The 21,456-nt window shown below is 35.7% G+C and carries 15 protein-coding genes; all 15 read right to left on the bottom strand.

Annotated features, from left to right (window positions below; all coding sequences use genetic code 11):
- Positions 1 to 45 precede the first annotated feature (45 nt).
- A complete protein-coding gene (locus tag O4O04_RS08100; RefSeq protein ID WP_272535321.1) occupies positions 46 to 522 on the bottom strand; it encodes a hypothetical protein in 477 nt (158 codons plus the stop codon).
- A gap of 264 nt (positions 523 to 786) precedes the next feature.
- A complete protein-coding gene (locus O4O04_RS08095; protein ID WP_272535320.1) occupies positions 787 to 4,383 on the bottom strand; it encodes an ATP-dependent DNA helicase in 3,597 nt (1,198 codons plus the stop codon).
- A complete protein-coding gene (locus O4O04_RS08090; RefSeq protein WP_272535319.1) occupies positions 4,383 to 4,841 on the bottom strand; it encodes a hypothetical protein in 459 nt (152 codons plus the stop codon). Before O4O04_RS08090 ends, O4O04_RS08095 begins: the two co-directional genes overlap by 1 nt.
- 789 nt (positions 4,842 to 5,630) lie before the next feature.
- Positions 5,631 to 6,479 carry a viperin family antiviral radical SAM protein gene (locus O4O04_RS08085; protein WP_272535317.1) on the bottom strand — a complete coding sequence of 283 codons (849 nt, stop codon included), beginning with the start codon at positions 6,477 to 6,479 and terminating at the stop codon, positions 5,631 to 5,633.
- 91 nt (positions 6,480 to 6,570) lie between these two features.
- Positions 6,571 to 7,383, bottom strand: coding sequence for a hypothetical protein (locus O4O04_RS08080; protein ID WP_272535316.1), 813 nt, complete (start codon positions 7,381 to 7,383; stop codon positions 6,571 to 6,573).
- 85 nt (positions 7,384 to 7,468) lie between these two features.
- Positions 7,469 to 8,458: a hypothetical protein gene (locus tag O4O04_RS08075; protein WP_272535315.1), complete on the bottom strand. Its 990-nt coding sequence runs from the start codon at positions 8,456 to 8,458 to the stop codon at positions 7,469 to 7,471.
- A gap of 4 nt (positions 8,459 to 8,462) precedes the next feature.
- Positions 8,463 to 10,538: a UvrD-helicase domain-containing protein gene (locus O4O04_RS08070; protein ID WP_272535314.1), complete on the bottom strand. Its 2,076-nt coding sequence runs from the start codon at positions 10,536 to 10,538 to the stop codon at positions 8,463 to 8,465.
- A gap of 2 nt (positions 10,539 to 10,540) precedes the next feature.
- On the bottom strand, positions 10,541 to 10,984 hold the full coding sequence (locus tag O4O04_RS08065; RefSeq protein WP_272535313.1) for a hypothetical protein: 444 nt from the start codon (positions 10,982 to 10,984) through the stop codon (positions 10,541 to 10,543).
- On the bottom strand, positions 10,977 to 11,468 hold the full coding sequence (locus O4O04_RS08060; RefSeq protein ID WP_272535311.1) for a hypothetical protein: 492 nt from the start codon (positions 11,466 to 11,468) through the stop codon (positions 10,977 to 10,979). Before O4O04_RS08060 ends, O4O04_RS08065 begins: the two co-directional genes overlap by 8 nt.
- Complete coding sequence (locus O4O04_RS08055) at positions 11,447 to 12,214, bottom strand: TIGR04255 family protein (RefSeq protein ID WP_272535310.1); 768 nt, start codon at positions 12,212 to 12,214, stop codon at positions 11,447 to 11,449. The genes O4O04_RS08060 and O4O04_RS08055 overlap by 22 nt, the downstream gene beginning before the upstream one ends.
- Positions 12,211 to 15,081 (bottom strand): site-specific DNA-methyltransferase, encoded by a 2,871-nt coding sequence (locus O4O04_RS08050; protein ID WP_272535308.1) that lies wholly within the window; start codon positions 15,079 to 15,081, stop codon positions 12,211 to 12,213. Before O4O04_RS08050 ends, O4O04_RS08055 begins: the two co-directional genes overlap by 4 nt.
- A gap of 15 nt (positions 15,082 to 15,096) precedes the next feature.
- Positions 15,097 to 18,168, bottom strand: coding sequence for a BPTD_3080 family restriction endonuclease (locus O4O04_RS08045; RefSeq protein ID WP_272535307.1), 3,072 nt, complete (start codon positions 18,166 to 18,168; stop codon positions 15,097 to 15,099).
- Positions 18,169 to 18,521: 353 nt separating this feature from the next.
- Positions 18,522 to 18,881 (bottom strand): hypothetical protein, encoded by a 360-nt coding sequence (locus O4O04_RS08040; RefSeq protein ID WP_272535305.1) that lies wholly within the window; start codon positions 18,879 to 18,881, stop codon positions 18,522 to 18,524.
- A gap of 373 nt (positions 18,882 to 19,254) precedes the next feature.
- Positions 19,255 to 20,226, bottom strand: a complete 972-nt coding sequence (locus tag O4O04_RS08035) for a hypothetical protein (protein WP_272535304.1) — start codon at positions 20,224 to 20,226, stop codon at positions 19,255 to 19,257.
- A gap of 324 nt (positions 20,227 to 20,550) precedes the next feature.
- Positions 20,551 to 21,432 (bottom strand): hypothetical protein, encoded by an 882-nt coding sequence (locus tag O4O04_RS08030; protein WP_272535303.1) that lies wholly within the window; start codon positions 21,430 to 21,432, stop codon positions 20,551 to 20,553.
- Positions 21,433 to 21,456 lie beyond the last annotated feature (24 nt).

Here is a 21,456-nt window from a genome sequence, read left to right as displayed (position 1 = left end):
GAATAGATCACCCTCACCTAAATTAACTTAAGTGAGGGATATTTTTTAGCTCATCCAGGAACGGAAGATATTTTTGAAGGACTCAAAGCTTTCTCTGTTTACTCCATTAAAGATAATAGATAAGCTTCCAGTAGATTCTAGCATAAAACCTTTTGAGTTTATAAACCAGAATATTCGATCCTCGAAAGAATTGATTGAAGCTATTTTCTCTTTGTTTAGAACGTAGTCTTTCTGAGTTCTAGAAAACGGAATGACCCAAAAAGGAAAATTCGCTCCATCGTTTGTAACTATAATGAGCCTCTTGTTAGTAACTCCCATCCATGCAGTTTCTCTGACCAACAAGGTAATAAAAATACCTAGGTAATTGACCATTATATACTTAATCCAGAAAAACATTGCGCCTAATCCAGTAGGTGGGTTGATTTCCACCCTTCCCTTCGTACAAGACTTCAATTCCTCACCTTCTTCTAAATAAGGTTCGATTCGTTTTTTGGCCCATTCAGGCAATTTTTCTAAATTCATAATTTACTCTCCGTAAGTTGTTGATTAGTAAGTATAATTTATGGGTAGGACAAATTATTGCAGATTATTAGATTTTTTGTTAATTTAATGAAGATTAAAATAAAATATCGACTAGGAATTATTACTTAAATTACAAGATTTGAAAGAAAGTAAAAATCATTGCAATAAATTTGCTAAGAAATATATTACTGAAAATAGTTAAGCTGTTAATAAAAGTATTTTTAATATTTCTAAACTATTAAAAAAATAAATATAGGCTATTCACTAATTAAAATAGGATGCTAAAATCGATTGTATATCTTTTGTCTGGCTATCAGATTCATAAGTAATAATAAGCTGATCTGGAAAGTTTAATTCATACCAAACTTTTTTCTTTTTCCAGTGTTCTTCATATTCTGGTAAATCAAGGCGACCTACATGTTCCCAAAAATATTTTTTACCTTTCCAGAAGACCGTAAAATCTGGTAAGAACATAGTTCCATCTTCAGCGAATAAAGGAACTTCATACTCAAAGGGTATTTCATTAAAAGAAAGAATATTCGCAATATTCATTTCTGATTTTGATCTCACGTAATATTTAGATAAAGTGGAAATCTTCTTCCCATCCTCATACCACTTATTCTGATTAAAAACTATCTCATCTGGCAATGGATTGAAAATAAAAATAGAAGAATTAATTCTCCTTAGATTTGATTTATCAATCTCACAAAGTCTTGTAAAACTTGATATATCATCCTGAGCAAAAATAGTCAAATGAGAACTGGCTCTTGTAATTCCAGTATACAAAAGCTCCATCGATAGCAATTGACTTTCCCGCTTAGGTAAAACTAAATAAACTCTTTCAAATTCACTTCCCTGTGCTTTATGAATAGAAATTGCATACGCTAATTCTAGATTTTGTTCAACTGGTTCATTAAATACAGTAGACCCATTCTCATTTTTATGAAAACCGTAGTTGTATAATATATTCGGTCTTGTTTCAAATCTGACTTGAAACTTTTTCAAATTAATATTATATTTATCAAATTTATGCTTAAAAGTGAATCCAATTTCACCATTAAATATTTCTTCTTTATTTGATTTTGTTTGCAAATTATAAGCAGAAATTTTATCGGACTTAGGCCTATTTCTAATTTGAATTACTTTATCGCCTAATGATATCCCATCTAGAATCGATTTTCCAGAGTTATGACTGTTCAATGATTTTTGCAAAAAAGTATTTAAATAGTCTACTCCATAATTATCATTTCTATAAGGTGAGAGGACTTGCATAAGACTAGCATCTAAAAAGCCACCAATATTTTTCTTTCTACAATAGGCTTGCCATAATTCATTTGGATCGGTATTTTCAGGTTTGTTTGACTCGCTAGCTAAATCATTGAGAACGACTCTTTGCATTAAATTTTCTAATTCATTCGTATCTTTCCAAAAATAGACGGATAAATCTTTTTCAATTTCGCCACCTTCTTGAATCTTTTTTAAAATGATTTCTTTTTTATCTTTAATATATGATACATTTTCTTGCTTTTCTTGAATGTATATCTCCGCAAGGTTTAGTATTCCAGTTCCTTTATCAGAAACTAGATTTTCCATTTGCCGTAAATTCACCTCTAAGTTTCCTAATGAATCAGGATTTTCATTCAGTAAATATCCGATTACGTCTGAAAATACTTTGCCCTTCCCGATAGGAGGTAATTGATTTGGATCCCCAACTAATATTAGTCTTTGAACATGATTCCAGTCAATAGATCGAAACAAACACGCCATCATACCTAAATCTATCATAGAGCTCTCGTCTATAATAATAGTAGAATATTCTTTTACTTCTATTCCACCTGATTTCTTAAAAGTAAAGTTAGGATTTAACCAACCTTTTGATGCGAGAAAAGAATGAATCGTACTTGCATTTTTAGTAGTTTTCTCTCGAATTCGTTGTGTAGCTTTACCTGTTGGAGCTAATAATAAAAATGCGGTTCCTTCTCCGTGCGCCTTTTCAACAGCTTTCAGAATACTAGCTATGATAGTTGTTTTACCTGTTCCTGCGGCTCCAGAAACTACACACAAAGGCTTATTAAATAATTGAATGCAAATATCTGCTTGCTGCGTTATAGCAGTTTTATATTCCTTATCATCCTTTTTTGCAATCGGACTATCTGAATTATAAAGCAGCTGTTCGAAATACGCCTTTAAAATCGGAGTCTTTAAGGAAATACTTGGTCGGAGACTTAAATCTTTTATTACTTTTTCAATTAATCTTTCTTCTTCCCAAGTTTCCTTTAAATATATAAATTTACCTGTTTCAAATTCTCTAATGGTTAACGCTAAATTTAAAAAATCAAAATCTGCTTGGAAATATTTTTTTGTAAAAATGGTCGTCTTCCATTCTGGCAGATATTCAATGCGTTTATTGACTGAATTTATAAGCAAAGTATCGGATAAAAAGGAATGCTCTGTAGTTCTCTTTAAAGCATCTACGCATAGAACTCTAAATCGCTCAGGAGAATTCCCTTCGAAAATAGCTTCTATTCCTAAATCTGGAGAAGGAAGGATTCCATGATCTATTTTATAAAAACTAATTACATCGTCGTAATCATCTCCGATATATTGTTCTGCGAGTAAATATGGATTTTCGGTAATTTCACTAAGTGAAGAAGTGATCCCATTTTTTTGTCGATCTTCGCTCAGAATATTAGTAATCTGAGTTTTGCTTAAGTCGAATCGAATAAGAATTCCTAAAAGTAAAGTCTTTTCCGACTGTTCCTTTAAAATCCACTCTCTTTGAATATTCGTTTTTCTCTTAGCATCAATTGTAATTTTTCCAAGAGAGGAAGATTTCCCTTCCAAGAATAATCCAATTGCTGATAAAGCTCCTCTCTGATCTTCCTCGCTAGAAATTGATTTAAAATATTCGATCCCTTCGGAAAAACCCAAATAATCCATTACCTTTAGTGTTCCAGGGAAAGCTCCTCTCGCCTTCCAAAGTTCAGCCGTTAGTGAATACAACCATTTTAGTCTTTCTTGCCAGTTTTCGGAAATATCTTTTATTTCGATTAAGAATTTTACTACTTCAGTAAATTTTTCAACAATAGAAAGAGCATCATCATCTGATAGAATTCCAGTCGCATACTTAAATCCACCAGTTACGTCTGGAAATATAGCAAGTCGTTCCATTATCGCAGGGTTATCTTTGTAAATATGAAAAGGCAATCTCATACCTTCTTCTGGATAATTAGAAGTTAATGGTAGCTGCCAGACAAAACCACCTGCGTATTTCTTTTTGTTCTCCTCAGAAACATTATCATAATAGTGAATTTTGCCTTTAGTTTTTAGTCTTCCAATTCCTATTAGTGCATAACGATTTGATTCCTCATCGCTAAAAGGATTACTATAATTTGAATAGTAGAATAACAGAGATTTACTCTCTTCGATCTGATCAAAATATTGTTTCGCATTATTTAGTCTTGACTCATAATCAAATTTTTGAGCACTGCCTGCATCTCTAACGACATCGTCACTATACATTCCTCTATAAGGCCATATGCAAACTGTCGAAGGAGGTAAATCCATGTAAATATCCCGGGTACCATCTTTAAACCAAACAGGAGGTTTTGCGATAGCTTTAACTGACTCAGTTCCGAATGCATTAATACTATAAGCACAAGGAGGGATTCTATCCAATTTGGAACAATGTTTTCCTTTTACATCAGCCCTATTTTCCCATTCAATATCCCTTTCTTGAGAAATTAAATCACCTGGATAAGAGTATCTTCCACAACAATATGTATTTGCTTTTGGATCTTTGCAAACATGTCCATTCCATCCATCCGTATGCCAAGCCATTCTAACAGTTATATGATTCATCACATCATTTCCTTAATTACTTTCATGCTTATAGTATCAATATTTATTAATTTTTGAATTGTCATTGTTGTAGTAATATTTTGCCAATCTTTAGGATTTGTTATAAAATCCGAATAATATTTGGTAAATTTCTTTTCTACTCTCACAAAGTGATTAAACCAAATGCCTAATTCAGGAACGGGTTTCTTTATATAATTATAACCTTCAGTTACCTTTACTAAAGCATAGGGAAAATGATGAGACATTATGAGAATAAAATCTCCTGGCTCGATATCTGTTATTGCCCAGTAGGTATTTTCATTAATGCTTAAAATAGTATCCTGTGGTTTTATTTTAGTTAGATCCCCCGGATCTGTAACAAAACCTAGTCCAACAAATCCAGCAGATATACTCTCTGAAGCATATCGACTGGATTGCTTAGAATCATCAGGATGTAATTGCATTCGATAGTAGTTCATTGGGGCCCCTCTTTATTGTATTTTTTAGGTATAAATAGTATTAACGGGATCGAATTTTTCATTTTGACTTGATTTGTGGCCTTAAGGTATTATATATTGAGCTTATGTTTGTTAATTCCAAATCTATTAATTCAATACCCTGAAAAAGTTTCCAATCCTCCCTTTTTCCTCATATATCTTTTTCAGAAAGCTATCATGAACTGTATACTCCTCACCATAATCCAGCCCGTATACATAAAAGACAGGATCAAAAATCTCTACCTCCATTTATTGGTCCAAAGCTAAGGTTAGAAAATTCCTCATAAGTTAATTACCATACTTCTCTCTAAACTCTGTAAGAGTCAAATATTTTAAACTTGAATGAAGTCACTAATCTTTAAAATCCTTTTTGAATTTTAAAAGTTCGTTTCTAAGTTTATTCGGTCTGTCTAAAATATTTTCCTACAACATTCTTAATCGCCTGAATTTCAAGTGCCATATTGGCTTCTATCTTCTTTAATTCTGAATTCTCTAGTTCCAACTCTTTCAGCTACTTGATGTCACTTAATTCAAGTTTAATGTATTTATTTCTCCAGAATACAATTTAATTCGTTAGAATAAGAAAGTTTTTTCCAGAAATCACTGTAAGGTTATTATTTTTCATGTTCGTGCGATTTTCTAATATAGGAATTATTAATTTAACCCATTTTTTTCATTCATAATATATACTTTTTTGATTAGATGCTTAAATGATCTGAATGTTAAGTTAACAATAGAATCTGCCTAGTGGCTTCTAGGCAGATTCGCATATTAGATTGTATAAATACCCTCTCTCAGGATGAACTTATCTTGCGAAAAGTTGATTTGTCGGAGAGCTTTCTCAATCCCAACTGCGTGTATAGGATCGCTCTGTTGGTAATGCCCATTGGTGTTGCAGTAAAAACGTCCATCGGGGTTGACCATTAGGTAGGAATCGGTCATTGCGGAATTATCCTCCGGCACGACTCGAACTCCATCATATTTCAGTTCAAAATGTCTGTTATAGAAATCTGAGAATTGGTTCTCAGAGATTTCAAAATCAGGAAAGGTTTTGTCATTTTCCCCTTCAATACGTAGGACCTGAAATATTTTCCAACGATCAATATTCAATGACCGAACAAAGCCTCTCATATCCTCATCCCAGTTATATCTAGTGATGACAGAATTCAGCTTTTTATAGATGGGTTTAGCTGAACTCTGGTTATAATTCTCTATCCAGGAGAAAACTTGCTTTGTGTGTTTAGCACTATTTCCGTTTCCTCTTCCCATCTGCCTTAAACTGTCTGGATTAGCACTATCGCAACTGATTCCAATGATATCTAAATAGGGAGCATTTTCATCTACCCATTCTTCAGTTATCCTAGAACCATTCGTGATAATGGATGTTCTTAAGCCCAATACCCGAGCTTGCCGCAACAAAGATGCAAATTCCCGATGGAGGAGCGGTTCACCCCCAGCGAAATTGATCTTTCCAAATCCACCCCGGTGGATCTCCTGCACGACGGCCATGGAATCCTCCCGGCTTAACCAACGTGCATTCTCAAAATGGGCATAGCAAAAGCCACATTTGAAATTACAGTTCTTAATTAGGTGAAAGTTCACCGTTAAATCTGATCTCATAAATTATCTCCATTCGCTCACATGCTCTTAAGTGAGCACATAACGTGAGAATAGAAGAAATTTACATCAGATAGATTTTTAGACCTACTTATTAACTGAATGGATCCCTTTTTTTAGTCCTTTCCATATTTTTTTTTACTAATATAATATCAAATAGTTTAGTAATGGTTAGATCTCCTTCATAGAGTTGGTATTTGTGTTGAAGTTTATTTTCTAAAAATGGATCTAATTGTTTTGCTTTGTGATACCAAAACCCAAAGTCGAATGGATTTGGATTTTTTGCCTTCATAACTATTTCGAAATTTTCTTTTGAAAGTTCAGAAAATGAATCCTCAATTAAATGTGCTTCATTATTCAATATTGTTTCCAATTCAAAAATGGAAGCTTTGGGATATTTATCAAAAAGCAGGTACTCATCAAATAAAAAACTATTTGACACTATCAAGAATTTGAAAGTAAATCCGGTATCATTCCATTTTGTCTGATCGAATAAATCTTTTCGTCCTTTTGGTGTCTTAAGATACTCCTCTAAATTATTCAATTGGAAGCCAGCTTTCTGCAAGGACTTATAATAATAGCTTAACGCATTTCCTGTTCTCTTCAAGTAAACGGAACTCTTAACTTCTATAATTAGAATCTCATTCCCTTTTTTAACCAGCACATCCACTTGCATTTGAGGGAAATTGAAATTTTTTTCTCCGTTTACATTCAGGTTAAGATCATTTTTTTTTTCAAATAATGAATCTGGAAATAACTTAAATACTTGGGCTTCTATATTCTTTGCGTATCGATTCTGTGTTTTATCATTAACATTAAATATTGAAGCAATTTCATGATCATAAAATGTGATTAAACTTATAGGGTTTTCCATAACACTGGGAATGAAAAAATAAAAGTCACTCATAGGATATATTATCTTACAAGAATTCTCTTCACTATATTCCAAAGATTTTGCTACATACTTAGTCTTTAAGTGTTCGGGTAGATCCTCAAGCAGATCCCTTGGGATAAATGTAAAATGTCCTATTCTCTCTTATGAGGTCTTCTTTAATTGTATCGTCATCCGATAATAGAAACCTATCGAATAAGTTGTTTACAAAGCAAAATTGATCCAATTCTCCATCTATAAACCTTGGAATGGGATTTTTCTTGTAGTAATTCTTGAACACTACAACCATCTTTAGTTTCGATTGATAGGTTGTTGAATTATACATAGTCGGATTTAAATAGGCATCTGGCGATTCATTAAATAACCAAGATTCAATTAAATAACCAGTGCTTCTGGGAAAATTAATTTCATCTTGAATATTAATAAACATTTTATAAAGCTCATTCAAAGTTTCATATTTATCAGAATATGTAAAATTCAAATCTTCTAGTGATTCATAACTAACATTTAATTTTTTAATATTAAAATATTTTTCGCTCAATAGGTATCTCAACCTTTCAAAAATCTCTTCATGCATAATCGGGTAGAGCATATTTTCATTATAAGCATCCATTGAAACAGAACATAATTTAAACATCTCATTAAATGATAAATTCCCAAATAAATCTATTAAATGCAGTGCATTGGAATATAGTAAAATTTCAGGAAATAAGCTTGCTTTATAATTTTTATCCCTTACAAAAACTCGAAACTTCCTTAGACGCTCAAAATTCTGTTTTTTTTTCGATTCTGCTTGATCAAGAAATTCCTTATCCCAATTTTCTGAATGAAAAATATAGTTGGCTAGAATAATTTCGAGATAGATCGAATTAATGACATCATTGGATATTTTCGATAATAAACTACTCTTGAAAAAATTGATTATTTTCTGGTTTTCTGGTTTATCCTCAAAAAAATTAGAATCCTCCGCCATAATCTTTGCCAAGTAAAAGAGAACCAATTTGGGAGATTGGTTATAGAATTTCATAAAATCATCTTTATTTATGGGATCTTTTTCAAGGATTTCTTCTAGACTTTTCTTTTTTCCCATTCCCCTACCTAAAATCACTAAGAAATTCTGATCCGGGTTTGGTTCCTGTTATACGAAGAATATCGCGGGCACGAGTAGAAGCGACATACAATAAATGTCTTTCTGTCTCATAGATTTCCTCAAGTTCTGCTTCTTCACTAGCCTCTTTGATTCGAGAAGATTGTGGAATAACATGAGAATCGCATGCAATTATAAGAACTACTCTAAATTCCAAACCTTTAGCTTCGTTCATTGTGCAGGTTGCGATTTCATGTGGATTTTTCTTAGTTGAATCAATAGAGGTAAACGGAATCTTGATTGCCTGAGAGAGTGATAGTGCTCTGGGGTATTCGTTCTCAGATCGTATAATGATTAGTATTTCCTGGGAGGATATGCCAGAATCTAATATTTCTTGTAGCCATTTTGCATTAGCTGAAGTTTCTTCTTCCGGTGTCGGATACAATTTCGTTTCAGGCGCAGGTCCTTGAAAAAGTGAAATGGTATCTGTCCTTTTTTCCACATTGCCATCAAAATCTCGAATCTCTTTCTCTAGTAATTTATCAGCTGCTAAACGTATCTGCTGGGAAGTCCGATAATTCACTCTAAGTGTAAAGGATCGCCCTCTAATATCCATTCCAAATGAGTTCCAAGAAAATGGGATCTGGAATATTCTCTGTCCTAAATCACCAGTAAAGAAAAATTTACTAGAGTCTTTAGATAAAGATGATATAAATTTCATCATGGAAGGAGTAATATCTTGAGCTTCATCTAAGACTACTGTATTAAATACGGAGTGGTCTTCTCCTTCCATCTGTAAGGCGAGATTATAATACATCTGTGAATGGGTAAGTTGATTCTTGGATTTTATCTGGGTCCGAACTTGGATTGCATAGTCCCAGACTTCTTGTCTTTGTTTATCACTTAGTCTTGCCCTTCGTCCAATTCGTTTGAATTCTTTGTATGTATTCCAATCCTCAATATTCCATGCGTCTATAACTTGGAGGAATTCGCCTAGAATTATACTCTTAGGTATAGCGAATGTTTGTTTTATGAGAATGGATTGAGCTAAATTACGTAGTTCATTAGGTTCAATTATATTCGGTTCACTAAAACGCGATTTATAAAGGCGTATTGCTAACTTTTCTAGAGTAGAAACTTCCACTCTTTCTGCGATTTGTGGAGAACTAATAATAAGTCGGTGAAAATTTTGTCGTAGATTATCTACGAGCAGTTCAGAGAAACTAGTCAGGAGTATTCTATCTTCTGGATAATACTTTGCTAGATAATAGGCTCTATGCAGAGCAACAATAGATTTACCTGTTCCTGCAGATCCAGAGATACGAACCGGTCCATTGTAATTTTTCTCCACCAAATTTCTTTGTAATGGATGGAGGTAGATTGTCCATTTTGCCCAGGAAGCTTGTAGTGCTTCTTCTAGATCTGATTGTCCTGTAATAAGATGAAACCTTCTCTTTGAATCGGGGTGTTGGAAAGGATTCTTACCTTCTCCCTCTTTGGAGTCCTTTAATGGTTCTGACAATTGAGTCGGTTTTTTGCCAGACAAAATATTCAGAAGTGCTTCCCCGGCTTCTGCTGGTAGAACTTCCAAGATATCAAAAATAGAATCTTCGTCTGCTTCTTGAATGCGAGTTACCCAGCCCTCTGGAACTCCACAGTTTAATATTTTTTCTTCAGAAAACTTGCGAAAGGGTTTTCTCTTAGATGTTATAGACTGAACTGTTTCTGTTGATGATGGATGAATAGGAAATTCTATCTCAGGAACTACTACAATTTGAACAGCCCCTGTAGATGGATGGACTTCGATTTTTCTTTTCTCTGCCCAAGCGTATGCCTTATCGTGGTGGTCGATATAGCAAACGAGGATGGCATCTTCTTTTTTATGCAAGACGCATCTTAGATCGCTATTGATACGAATTGACCAGAAATTAGGATCTTTGGATTTATCAATGCGGTGGAACTTAAGACTTGGGTGGGCAGGATCTGTCTGAAGATCGAAAACAGAAGTTTTCGCTTGCTTCTGCTCAGCATTGGATAATCTTTTTAAACTAGCAGTGAAACTTTCGGCGATATAAAAATTCATAGTTATGCCGAATAAAGTATGCGCTCCGCATTGCTCGCAAGTTTTTGGGCGATTTGCTTATGTATAGCCTTTTGAAGCGTTAAGTCTGAATCAATTGGCCATTGAATTATATTGGCATGTGCCGGTGGAGTATCATCTGCATCTAATTCTAAATCAAACATCCGAATACTCCTAACACTGATTCTAGCAAAACCATGCAATTGAGAGTTACTTAAAATTTCTTTATTTCGCTGTTTCCAATATTCTATATCTTCGGATTGATCCCGAAAGACAGAGACTTCCAAATGCTGCGTGTGGTGATTGGGTCGTGGGAGAAAAGCTTGGGCTTTAACAAACCTAGAGTTATAGGAATTACTATCTTTGAAAAAACGAATTACTCTTTCGTGATCGGATACTTTTTTAGATAGTCCTGAATCAGAAAAAACATCTTCTTCAACATCATTCATAGGTTTTGATAATATTTCTCAACTGAATTGGAAATGATGTCTTATTCCAAATGATGGATCCATATGTCTTTTCGCTGTCGCCATATACAGAATATGCGATTTCTCCAGAAGGCATAATGGTAGCAATCAGATTGGTTCCATCGGAAAAATCCCAGTCCATGCCGATGCTTCCATCCGGATCGGGATATAAACTCGGCATCATAAGATCATGAGGATAGTAAGACAAAAAGATTTTGGCGAACTCTAAAGATGATCGATTCACCGGGATTCCACCCTCATCATCCCAATTGAAAACTGAGGCTTGCTTCGCGACATTTGCAAGGCTTTCTAATAGAACTTTTTTTGTATAATTGATCTGCGAGTTTTCAAAATTTGGAAAAAGCTTATTCATAGCAGGCAATTCTATATTCACAGAATGAGTCAACGCAGAGAACCTTTCCAAATAATCTAGTGGTTGTGGACTTACTGAAACATCTGCAAACATTTTTCTGTAACTGCTCCAAAGAAAGATTTATTTTTTAACTCTCTCAATTCATTGAGGATTGCTTCGACCCTATCCCAATCTGAATCCGCTGAATTCAGATTCAATTGAGCTATTTCTGTATCTAGCATAATACTTGCTTCTTTATTGGGAACCAAATTTTCTAAAAAAAGAACACGAAGTATTCCCTGGTGTTTCTCTAGATTCTGCCAGACAGATTGATTGGAATTCACGTAGGACTTGAATCCTTCGGGAATTGACTTCGAATCATTGCCTACTGTAAAATATTCATCCCATTCTAAATATTCTGCTTCTATTGGAATATGAATTCGATTGATGTAACGAAGACGAATCTCTTGTAGCTCGAATCCGGGAACTAACTTTTGGTATCTCTCCCATTCCTTTTTCATGAGGGGAATCTCATTTTCAAAGGTGGTATAAGGGGGAAGCATATTGAATGAGAATCCATTTCGTCTGTATTGAATAAGACGAGTTCTGTCTTTATTCCAAAATTGGTGTGCGAAAAGAGTTATGGGTTGCGTATTGGTTATCTGTGGTTCGGCATTCGGAGTGAATTGAACATTTGTCTCTTGAATCGTCTTACCATGGTAATGAGGGAATTCCTCTTTCAAGGATTCTGTGATGGTATCTTTGTGAGACTCAAGACTCCAATCATCCGGAATCTTCCCATTCCAATCTACTACAGCCTCCACTATCGGAGGATGATTTAGCTTAGGATACTTCTTCATACCTTAAACACTTTCATCACTTCGTCACCTAGGTGGTTGATTACTTTGACTGCGATTCTCTTACTCTTGGGTTTGGCAAAGGGTCGTGATATATCACTGTTCAATGATTCCCAAGCTTCCGGATCAATCTCTGCCTTGAGAGATGTCTTGAGTGATTTGTAAGGATCTCCCGATCCCAGAAAGTAAGCATGTCTTACGAAAAAACTTTCTTCATTGTAATCGGTATCTACGAACCAACAAGCAATGCCCTCGGGTCCATCACTGCGAACCTGTCCCGTATTGGGATCGAATACATCGACTCCGAGGATCTTCACTCGGATATCCGAACCTTCTGTGATGATTTCAATATCCGGTTCCCCGAATACAACAAAGAGATTGCCTTTTCCATTGTTTCGAAGGTCTTCTGCCATGTGGAGGTCTGCGTTCATCCGAGCTTTGAGAACGGGAACCCTTCCCAATTTGTCGAATTCTGTTGTCTGGGCTTCAAAGTTGAAGGCACAGGCTATGAGGACTTGGAAGCCTGCATCACTGGCTTCCCGAGCCGCTTCCACAAGATCGGGTCTTGTAACAGTTCCGTATTCGGGACCCACAAAGATTCCGGCACGGATCTCCTTGCCTTCGGTGGAAGTGTATTTTCCCTCCGCACAGACCAAGTCTCCCGGCCAAGGGACGAGGCTCTCGAAGGCAATCTTGTCTTCCTTGTGTGCATGTTGTACTCCCGCCGAACGCAGATTATCCAAGATAACTTTTAGAAAGTCATCCTGCTCTCGGCTCTTGGAAGTATCCCCCTCTTCTTCTGCCATCCGATGAGGTGTTAGGCTCTCTACAGTAAAGGGACCGGCAACACGGACAACGGACTTGTTCTCATAGGGCTTGTCGTAAAGGTATTCGGTATCTGCCTTGGAGGCAATGGATGCGTCCATTTCTTTCTGTCTTTCGATTCTTGCCTTCCAGTATTCGGCGAGTGGCTTCTCCACTGCCTTCGGCCAATCTTCCGGTTTCTCTCGGGGGACTTCCCAGTCAAAGAATTCATAAACCAGTGCCTTATCACCGGAGGGAAGAGTGATGGACTCGCCTTCTTTAGCATCGAAACGAATCTCTTTGCCTTCTCTGCCTCCCGTGGGGGATTTGTAAGCCTTTTTGTGACCACGTAGAGCTGTATTGATTCCTTGGAGTGACTTGGATACTTTCGGTTCCCATTTATCCCAGATCACATCAATCTCCGTATTGTTTGCGATCGACTTGAGTGTGATATGCGGAACTCTTTCATAGACGAAGCCATGCTTGATATTGCCATAAGTTGGAGCCGTGGATACCGCATTTCTCGTGACCTCGGCTTCCTTCTCTTTTCCTTCGGGAGAATCAGCTAGGTAATAGTAAGGATACCTCGCTCCCATAATCCTTGCCCGAGTCAGTGCCAGTGCAACCCGTGATGTATCGATGGTGATCCAACGCCTACCCCATTGTTCGGCAACAGTAGGCGTAGTTCCAGACCCACATGTAGGATCTAGAACCAGATCCCCCGGATCAGTGGACATTAGGATACAGCGTTCGATAACTTTAGTATTTGTCTGAACAACATATATCTTATTTTCAGTAAATGATCCTGTTATTGTATCGGTCCAAATTTCATTAATTCTATTAATTGAAAAATCTGACAATCTTCTATTATATGCAAGACCTTTTCCCGAAATCGAGACTCTTTCACTTTTAATCAGTTTTTTCATTCCCAACTCATGAGTTTTCCATATTAAATTATTCTTTAAGGAAAAATTTTTACCGAAATACTGCACATCAAAAGAGTTACTACCTTGAGAAGTAATATTATCTAATCTATAAATCTCTGAATTTAAAGGAATTAAAGCTTGATTAATTTTTTCTTCATCTGTAATTTTCCTTACTTTTCCATCTTCTAATCGCAACATTTTATAAACTGAAATATTGTCATTTGCAATGTCTTTTTCAAAATAGAGTTGGTTATATTTTAATGATTTAATGCTTTTTCCATACCATAAAATAAAATCTGATGTTTTAGATAAAAAATTAGTTTTAAAACCACTTGTAGTTTTGAAATTGATAATCCTAACAAAATTCTCTTCCCCAAATACCTCATCCATAATGGCACGGACTCGGTGGGCGTTTTCATCACCTATTTGAACAAAGATGGAACCTGAGTCTGTAAGGAGATCCCTTGCTACAATCAATCGGTCACGTAAGTAAGTAAGATAGCTGTGGATTCCCTCTTTCCAGGTGTCTCGGAATGCCTTCACTTGTTCCGGCTCTCGGGTGATATGGTTCGCCTTGCCGTCTTTTACATCGCGGCTGGTAGTGGACCACTGAAAATTGCTATTGAACTTGATTCCGTAAGGTGGGTCGAAGTAGATGCATTGGACTTTTCCTCGGAGGGATTCTCTCTCGGCTAAGCTTGCCATAACTTGGAGGGAGTCTCCTAAGATCATACGATTCGTCCAGTTCTGGTCGTGTTGGTAGAATTCTGTCTTGTCGGCATCCTTGGGTATTCCATTGAAGTCACCAAAGAGATCGGGTTGTGCATCCTTGGATTTCTTGGTATCTTCCGACTTCTGAAGTAGGTCTTGGATGAGGATTCGAGGGTGGATCTTTTCTTGGATATAGAGAGGTGGAACTTGGACAACCAAGTCAGGATCTTCTGCCGGGTCTTTTCCCTTCCATATGAGTTGGGGGTCTAGATCCGGATTTCTTCTTTGATAGGCAATTGTAATGGGTGTTTTCAAATTCTCATGGATGAAGGATCTATGTTCTACAGTAGGAATGTTCTTGCGTTTTTCCTCTTCGTGTGTGATGGTTTCTACTGATTTTTGTTTGGTGGTTTTCTTCTTCGCTGCCATTATAAGTCCTTGTATCTATTTCTTGGTCTTGGATTTGAGTGCCGATTGGATCTTTTCTTGGAACTTGGGATCCATCTCATGGACGGCATCTAACTCGAGAAAGTCCCATCGTCCCATGTTCCCTAATCGGTTTACACCGGGAACCCAGTAGGTTTCCATGGTTCCCTTCTTCTCGCGGGCATCTTCGCCTTTGAATCCCTTCACTTCCACTACGAGCTTGAGCGGATCTTGCATACCTGAGCCTTGGTCAATAAGAACGATGAAGTCAGGTCGGTATTTCTTACTGACTGTTCCCATTCGATAAGGAACTTCGAATCCAAGCCCATGATTCTTCACATAACAGAGAACTTCTGGAGTCGCTTCCAAAACACGCGTGAACTCTGCTTCCCAAGTACTATCATAGATTACATAATTGATCTGCGATTTCCTGGGATCGGTTCGATACCTGTTCTGACTGGTTGTGATAAAACGAACATGAGTGGTCGAACTTTTAGGATTATATGGATCTAGCACTACCTTTATGGGTTGCTTGTCTAGGTTTTTCTTGGTGATAGCTCGAGATATTTTCTCAGCCGCCATATCTGCCAACTCTAGATACATCAATTGCCCAGGACTTGTTCCATTCTTACATTCCAGATAACCATCAATCCAATCTCGCACTATATCCTTGATCTGATTGAATAGATGGAATTTAGGATCTTCATTCCCATCTTTATAATACTTTTGAATGAGATGAAGAGTAATGTTGTAAATAACAGTGGAAGGTCTAGTATCCAAATGGGCATCTTCTAGACGAAGATTAGCTGTCTCGCCAATGATACCTGAATTCTGTGTGATGGTAGCACCGACTAACTCAGGGCTAAGTATCATCTTGGATTCGGTATCAAACTCTGCCTCAATTTCTTCTCTTGGAAGATCCGTACGGTATCCTTCTACCTTAGGAAATTGGATCTCGAGTTTATCTCTTTCTGGACGAACTGCACATACGGTAACTGGATCTACTGGTTTCTTAGGCTTAGAGATTACTGGCTTCGCTGTAAAATCAAATGGTATTCCGAATATGTCAGCATATTCTGGTTCCATCAATCCTTCTTCATTTAACATGTAGGATTGTCTTCTAAGAGCACGACCTACGACTTGTTCGCAGAGAAGCTGAGTTCCAAATGCACGAATTCCCAGAATATGCGTTACATTATTGGCATCCCATCCTTCGGTAAGCATAGAAACTGAAACCACACAGCGAACCTGACCACCTAAGGTGTTAGGCTTACCTACTGTGTTCATTACTTCCCGAAGAAGCTCTTCATCTTTTAGATTCTCTCCTGCCTGTGCATTGCCCGATCTTTCTACGAGTTCTCTTCGGAATCTCTCAATCTCATCCGATGCATACTCCCGAAAATTCTTATCTATGGATTCTCCACTTTCTAAAGCTTCACTATCTATAAGAATTGTATTAGGACGAGGGAATGGATTCCCGCTATCATCAAAGTTTCGAAATAATTTCAACTTGCCGTTTTGAAAATTCTCCAAACCCGACGTAGTTTTATATCTAAATCCAGAAACATAGTCATAAACTAACTTTGATATAGAAGTATTCTGACAAACTACAATAAAACAAGGTGGAACCTGGGTATTCTCTTCTACCCATAGCTTAAATACCTGTTCATAGTGTCCGTATAGAGATTCTATCGCAGTCTGAAGACGAGTTGGCAATTGGTTCGGATCCAAATCTTCCGCCTTGGCACGACCTTTCTTTGGCATATCTTTACGGATATTCTCCCAAAGATTGCGATAAATGGGCATATCATTTTCAGGTATATTGTCATCTATAGGAACCCGAGGAAGCTTTACAATTCCACATTCGATGGCATCCATCAATGAGAAATCACTGACAGTCCAAGGAAATAATGTTCCTTCTACATACCCAGAACCTCTAAGGAAAAATGGTGTAGCAGACAAATCATAGACTGCAGTCACCTTAATCTTGCGATTTAATGCTTCCAATCCAGATATCCAGAGCCTTGCCGCCTCATTATTTTTCTTCGCTTCGTCTCGAAGGTCTGCCTTTGCCTCCGTATCCAAGTCATCCATATCCTCATCGCTCTCGGGCTTTTCTCGGTAGCAATGGTGGGCTTCATCATTCAATACAATTACAGATTTCATTCCCATGAGTTCAGGAAGCACGCGTTGCAGCATCTGTCCTTCGGTCTCAAGTGTTTCCATTGATTCATGTGGTCCTTGAAGGAAAGATCTACCTGCCTTGGAAATATCCATTGTCTCTCTTCGTTTGAAAGCATGGTAGTTGGTGATTACAATTCTTGCCTTCTTGATCTCGTCCAACATATCCGTGGGAACTATATCTCGTGTTAGAAAGTAGCTGCTTGGATCATGGGGTTGGAGAACCCGCAAACGATCCTTAATAGTTAATCCAGGACTCACAACGAGAAAACCTCTCGTATATCTCTTGCTATTCGGCATTCGAACAGAATTCACAGTCTGCCAAGCAATCATCATTGCCATAACTGTTGTCTTTCCAGAACCTGTAGCTAGTTTCAAAGCAATCCGAAATAAATCTGGATTGGCATTTTCATTTGCCGCTGATAGATGGCGAAGAATTCGTATACTAGCATTATTCTTCAAGCTCGGTGCGACCTCATGAAGCCAAATTGCCACTTCCATTGCTTCGACCTGACAAAAGAAAGGTCGAATATTATCCCATTCTTCCTTTCTCCAATGTTCTAATAATCTAGCTGTCTCAGGAGTTACTCCCCATTGGGACTTGGACAACTGTCTCCAGGCATCAACTTGATTTCGAACTTCTCCAATGATGTCGGCAATATCGTATTTTTGTTTCTCTTCGGATAACTCATCCTTGTCAGTGAAACCTAAATCAACTTGTTGTCCTTGGGATTTCTTTTTGTTCGTATTCCGCTTGGGCTTGGGTATAGGTGTGACAAATTTTACAATTCTTCTCCGATTCTCAAGGCTCCCCGTAGGCTGACCTGCATCATCCAATTCCCAGTGCTTGTCGGGAATTCGGTAAGGTGAATTGATTATTGGTTTTTCAAAAAAATCGTGTTCTGCCATAGTCTCGTTAAAGAATCCTGTAAATTAAGTCTAAATCCCATAATCCTCTTTGATTTAAAAGTTGTTTATGGTTAAAAAAATAAAACATAAAGAAAGTTGTAAAAACACTATTCAGGGTGAGCATTTTGAGCAAGCGTATTTTAATCTAACAATTCGATCTGATAGCTCATTCCATTGATGACCGCATTTACATTTCCAGTTGAGCTTAATTTTAATATGATATTCTTTGCTAGTGCATTTTATACCTCGGATAGCAATAGCTTCATTTATTTCGCAATTTCACTAATATCAGAAGTTTTCGTTTTTCCTCATTTACTAATTGTTTGCATAACGTTACTGATCTTAAAAATTAATTAACTCTTCTTAACGCGCTTTTTCTGTTTTCTCATTTTTTCGCAAATTGGACATAGAGGATTTAATTTTAGTTTACTAAAGCTTCTATCGAAATTATGTCCTTTCGAGCAAATCCAAGTAGTATTTACTTTTGCATATTCATATTTGTCTCGATCAAAAAGAGCAAATCCTAAAGACTTAGCATGATTAATTACATCATCTAATTTAATTTTTTTAGAATCATTGGCTCTTTTTCGACCACATTTCGGGCAACCTCTACCACTACTAATATTATTATAATCGGATTCCCATTGATGTTTACAAACAAGGCATTCCAGATCTAGGGGGGTTGTAGTATTTTTAAAATCTTTTGATTTCAACTTAATACTTCTATCCTTTAACTTTTTCCGAACTTCCTTAATTGAAAGTCTTCTATTAGGCGCACACTTTGGGCACCATCGTTTACTGACTAGATAATCAGCGCATGTGTCGAACTGATGTTTCTGAGAACAAATTACTTTTAATTTACTTTCACCTGAGATATATTTTTTCGTTACTAGTTTTCCACCTTTATCCTCTACAATTTTTTTAATTCTTTCGTATTTTTCAAATTGTCTAGCTGCAAATAATTCTATCTCTTCAATCTTTATGTCTTTATATTCCTCATATCCATATTCTTGAAGTATTTGATTTAATTTTTTTTATTAGCCTCTATTCCATCTTCTGGTTTTAATTGAGGAATAAATATTAATTTTATATTATTTTTTTACAACCTTTTTCCTTTATTTTATCATTAATGAAAATTTGATTATTATTTTGACTAATTTTATTAAAATTATGATTTGAATCATAATGTTGATGTCCTTGATGTTCGAAGGCTAGTTTCAATTTCTCATTGTAACCATCCAATTCTAAAGGTAGATTTTTCTCCCCTAGTAGCCAACTAGGACGAATTTTATCAAAGTTGCATTCAAAATATTTCTCTAAATACAAACGAGTAAATTTCTCCCCATAGCTTTCTTTACACTTTGGGCACCAGTGACCCTTCTTACTCATTACATCATGAGCACTCATACTAAATTTATGCTGGTAAGAACATATCCATTCAAGTTTAACAAATTGATTCTCGTATTCCGTAGAAAGTAACTCGCCACCTCTTAGTTTTGCTTTATTTATTAGGTCATTTATGTTTATTTTTCGACAGATTGGGCACCAACTACCTTGCTGCACGGAGGATGGAGAAGCTTTGAAAGGATGACTATTTTCGCAAATCCAATTTAATTTAGTAGTATTGTTTATGTATTCTGTCGACACACATCTTGCACCTCTTTCCTCAGCAATTTTTATCATTTTATCAATGCCTACTTTTAAACAATGTGGACACCAGCTTCCGTCATTTTTTATTTTTGTTGCTTTAGCTTTCCATGTATGATCATTTTCACATTTAAATTCATGTATTTCATTACTACCTAAATACTTTTCTGTTAGTAAAATCCCATTTTTAGATTTTACAACTCTCAATAAATCTTCATAAAATTTAATATTTTTACAAATTTGACACCACGCTCCTTTTTTAATTGAAGCATACTTAGCCTTCCATGTATGTTTATTTGAACATTCCCATAAATATAAATCTTTATTAGTTTTATATCTCTTAGATAGACATCTACCGTTATTTTTCTTTGCTAAATCATTTAAATTTTTTATTCCTAATTTAATACTCACTAAATAAAACTTCTCCTATTCTCATGAACATGCCTTAGTTGATACAATCTTAACATCCATATCTTTCAGGATTAATGGAATATTTTAGAATTATGAATTAATTTTCAATTACAAAATTATTAGATTTAAGAAAAAACATGAAACGGTTTAATTTCAAGGAGAATATTACACAAAGCTTTCTCTTCAAATTATAAAAAGTTTTACTTACTGAACCGTTCCAAAATTTTCTTTTTCGAGCATTACGTGAAATTAAATACGTTATAAACTCAAAACAATAAAAATAAACTAAATCCAAAAGAAAGACTAAACATGATCCTTTAAATTCTAACGACTAAGAAAATAATTTAATGCGCTTGGATGGTGAGCATGAATAATATTCAACTTGCTTTGGTTCTCCAACTGTATTGATTTCCTATAATCATCGTGATTTTTAATTTTTTCTTCCAAATCATTAGCTAACTGTCTAAATATTTTTAAATTAGTCAAAAATTTTGATAAACTTTCCATTGAATATATAGATGCTGCTTCATCTTTTCCTATAGGATCTTTTCCATGCATTGCCGTATTCCTAAGATTTCTAATAATTTCGCCAGGTGAAAATTTCTTCGTTTCAATCTTTACCTTTTCTAGTGGGAAGATTTTTTTTGAGAAATCGCTATTACAAAAATTCAATAAATCTGAAATATCAAATGTCTGAAATTCGCTAAGGTAATCCCTATTGCTTATTGTTTTTTCAAATCTATTAATTTTCTCATCATAGCGTGAATAATCTGATGATTTGGTATTTTTTGAATCCCGTTTGTTTTTAAAATATTTTATCAAATCCAGATTTGAAAGTTTTTCAATTACCAGTAGCTGTCTTAAATTTAATTCAAAATTCAAGATATCATCTTGTAGATTTTTCAGAACTTTATCGTGATTGTAATCTGCAAAATGGACTATGCCTTTTAGTATTTTTCCATCAAATACAAAAAGTACATTATGCTTGTTTGTTTCAAATTTTGGAAAGACACTCTCTTCAAAAATCCTACCATAAATGGGTAATTTCATTGAATCTGGAATAGCTATTCTTTTAAATTTATTATCTACTAACTTATGATAGGATTTATTATCGTAATCTGGCATATTATCGATTTGTAATTTTTCACAAATATCAAAACAAGCTTCCTCTACTTTCTTATCGTAGTAGAGGATTTTGGTTTGCATTATGTCCCCGAAAGTCATATTAAA

It is taken from the genome of Leptospira sp. GIMC2001 (assembly GCF_028462125.1).
In the GTDB taxonomy this organism is placed as follows: domain Bacteria; phylum Spirochaetota; class Leptospiria; order Leptospirales; family Leptospiraceae.
This window is presented reverse-complemented; position numbering and strand designations above follow the sequence as displayed.

What these genes read in the sequence shown, in the direction of transcription:
- O4O04_RS08070 (WP_272535314.1), bottom strand. Translation starts at nt 10,538, where the DNA reads ATGAATTTTTATATCGCCGAAAGTTTCACTGCTAGTTTAAAAAGATTA.
- O4O04_RS08100 (WP_272535321.1), bottom strand. Translation starts at nt 522, where the DNA reads ATGAATTTAGAAAAATTGCCTGAATGGGCCAAAAAACGAATCGAACCT.
- O4O04_RS08065 (WP_272535313.1), bottom strand. Translation starts at nt 10,984, where the DNA reads ATGAATGATGTTGAAGAAGATGTTTTTTCTGATTCAGGACTATCTAAA.
- O4O04_RS08030 (WP_272535303.1), bottom strand. Translation starts at nt 21,432, where the DNA reads ATGCAAACCAAAATCCTCTACTACGATAAGAAAGTAGAGGAAGCTTGT.
- O4O04_RS08090 (WP_272535319.1), bottom strand. Translation starts at nt 4,841, where the DNA reads ATGAACTACTATCGAATGCAATTACATCCTGATGATTCTAAGCAATCC.
- O4O04_RS08095 (WP_272535320.1), bottom strand. Translation starts at nt 4,383, where the DNA reads ATGAATCATATAACTGTTAGAATGGCTTGGCATACGGATGGATGGAAT.
- O4O04_RS08055 (WP_272535310.1), bottom strand. Translation starts at nt 12,214, where the DNA reads ATGAAGAAGTATCCTAAGCTAAATCATCCTCCGATAGTGGAGGCTGTA.
- O4O04_RS08050 (WP_272535308.1), bottom strand. Translation starts at nt 15,081, where the DNA reads ATGGCAGCGAAGAAGAAAACCACCAAACAAAAATCAGTAGAAACCATC.
- O4O04_RS08075 (WP_272535315.1), bottom strand. Translation starts at nt 8,458, where the DNA reads ATGGGAAAAAAGAAAAGTCTAGAAGAAATCCTTGAAAAAGATCCCATA.
- O4O04_RS08080 (WP_272535316.1), bottom strand. Translation starts at nt 7,383, where the DNA reads ATGAGTGACTTTTATTTTTTCATTCCCAGTGTTATGGAAAACCCTATA.
- O4O04_RS08045 (WP_272535307.1), bottom strand. Translation starts at nt 18,168, where the DNA reads ATGGCAGAACACGATTTTTTTGAAAAACCAATAATCAATTCACCTTAC.
- O4O04_RS08060 (WP_272535311.1), bottom strand. Translation starts at nt 11,468, where the DNA reads ATGTTTGCAGATGTTTCAGTAAGTCCACAACCACTAGATTATTTGGAA.
- O4O04_RS08085 (WP_272535317.1), bottom strand. Translation starts at nt 6,479, where the DNA reads ATGAGATCAGATTTAACGGTGAACTTTCACCTAATTAAGAACTGTAAT.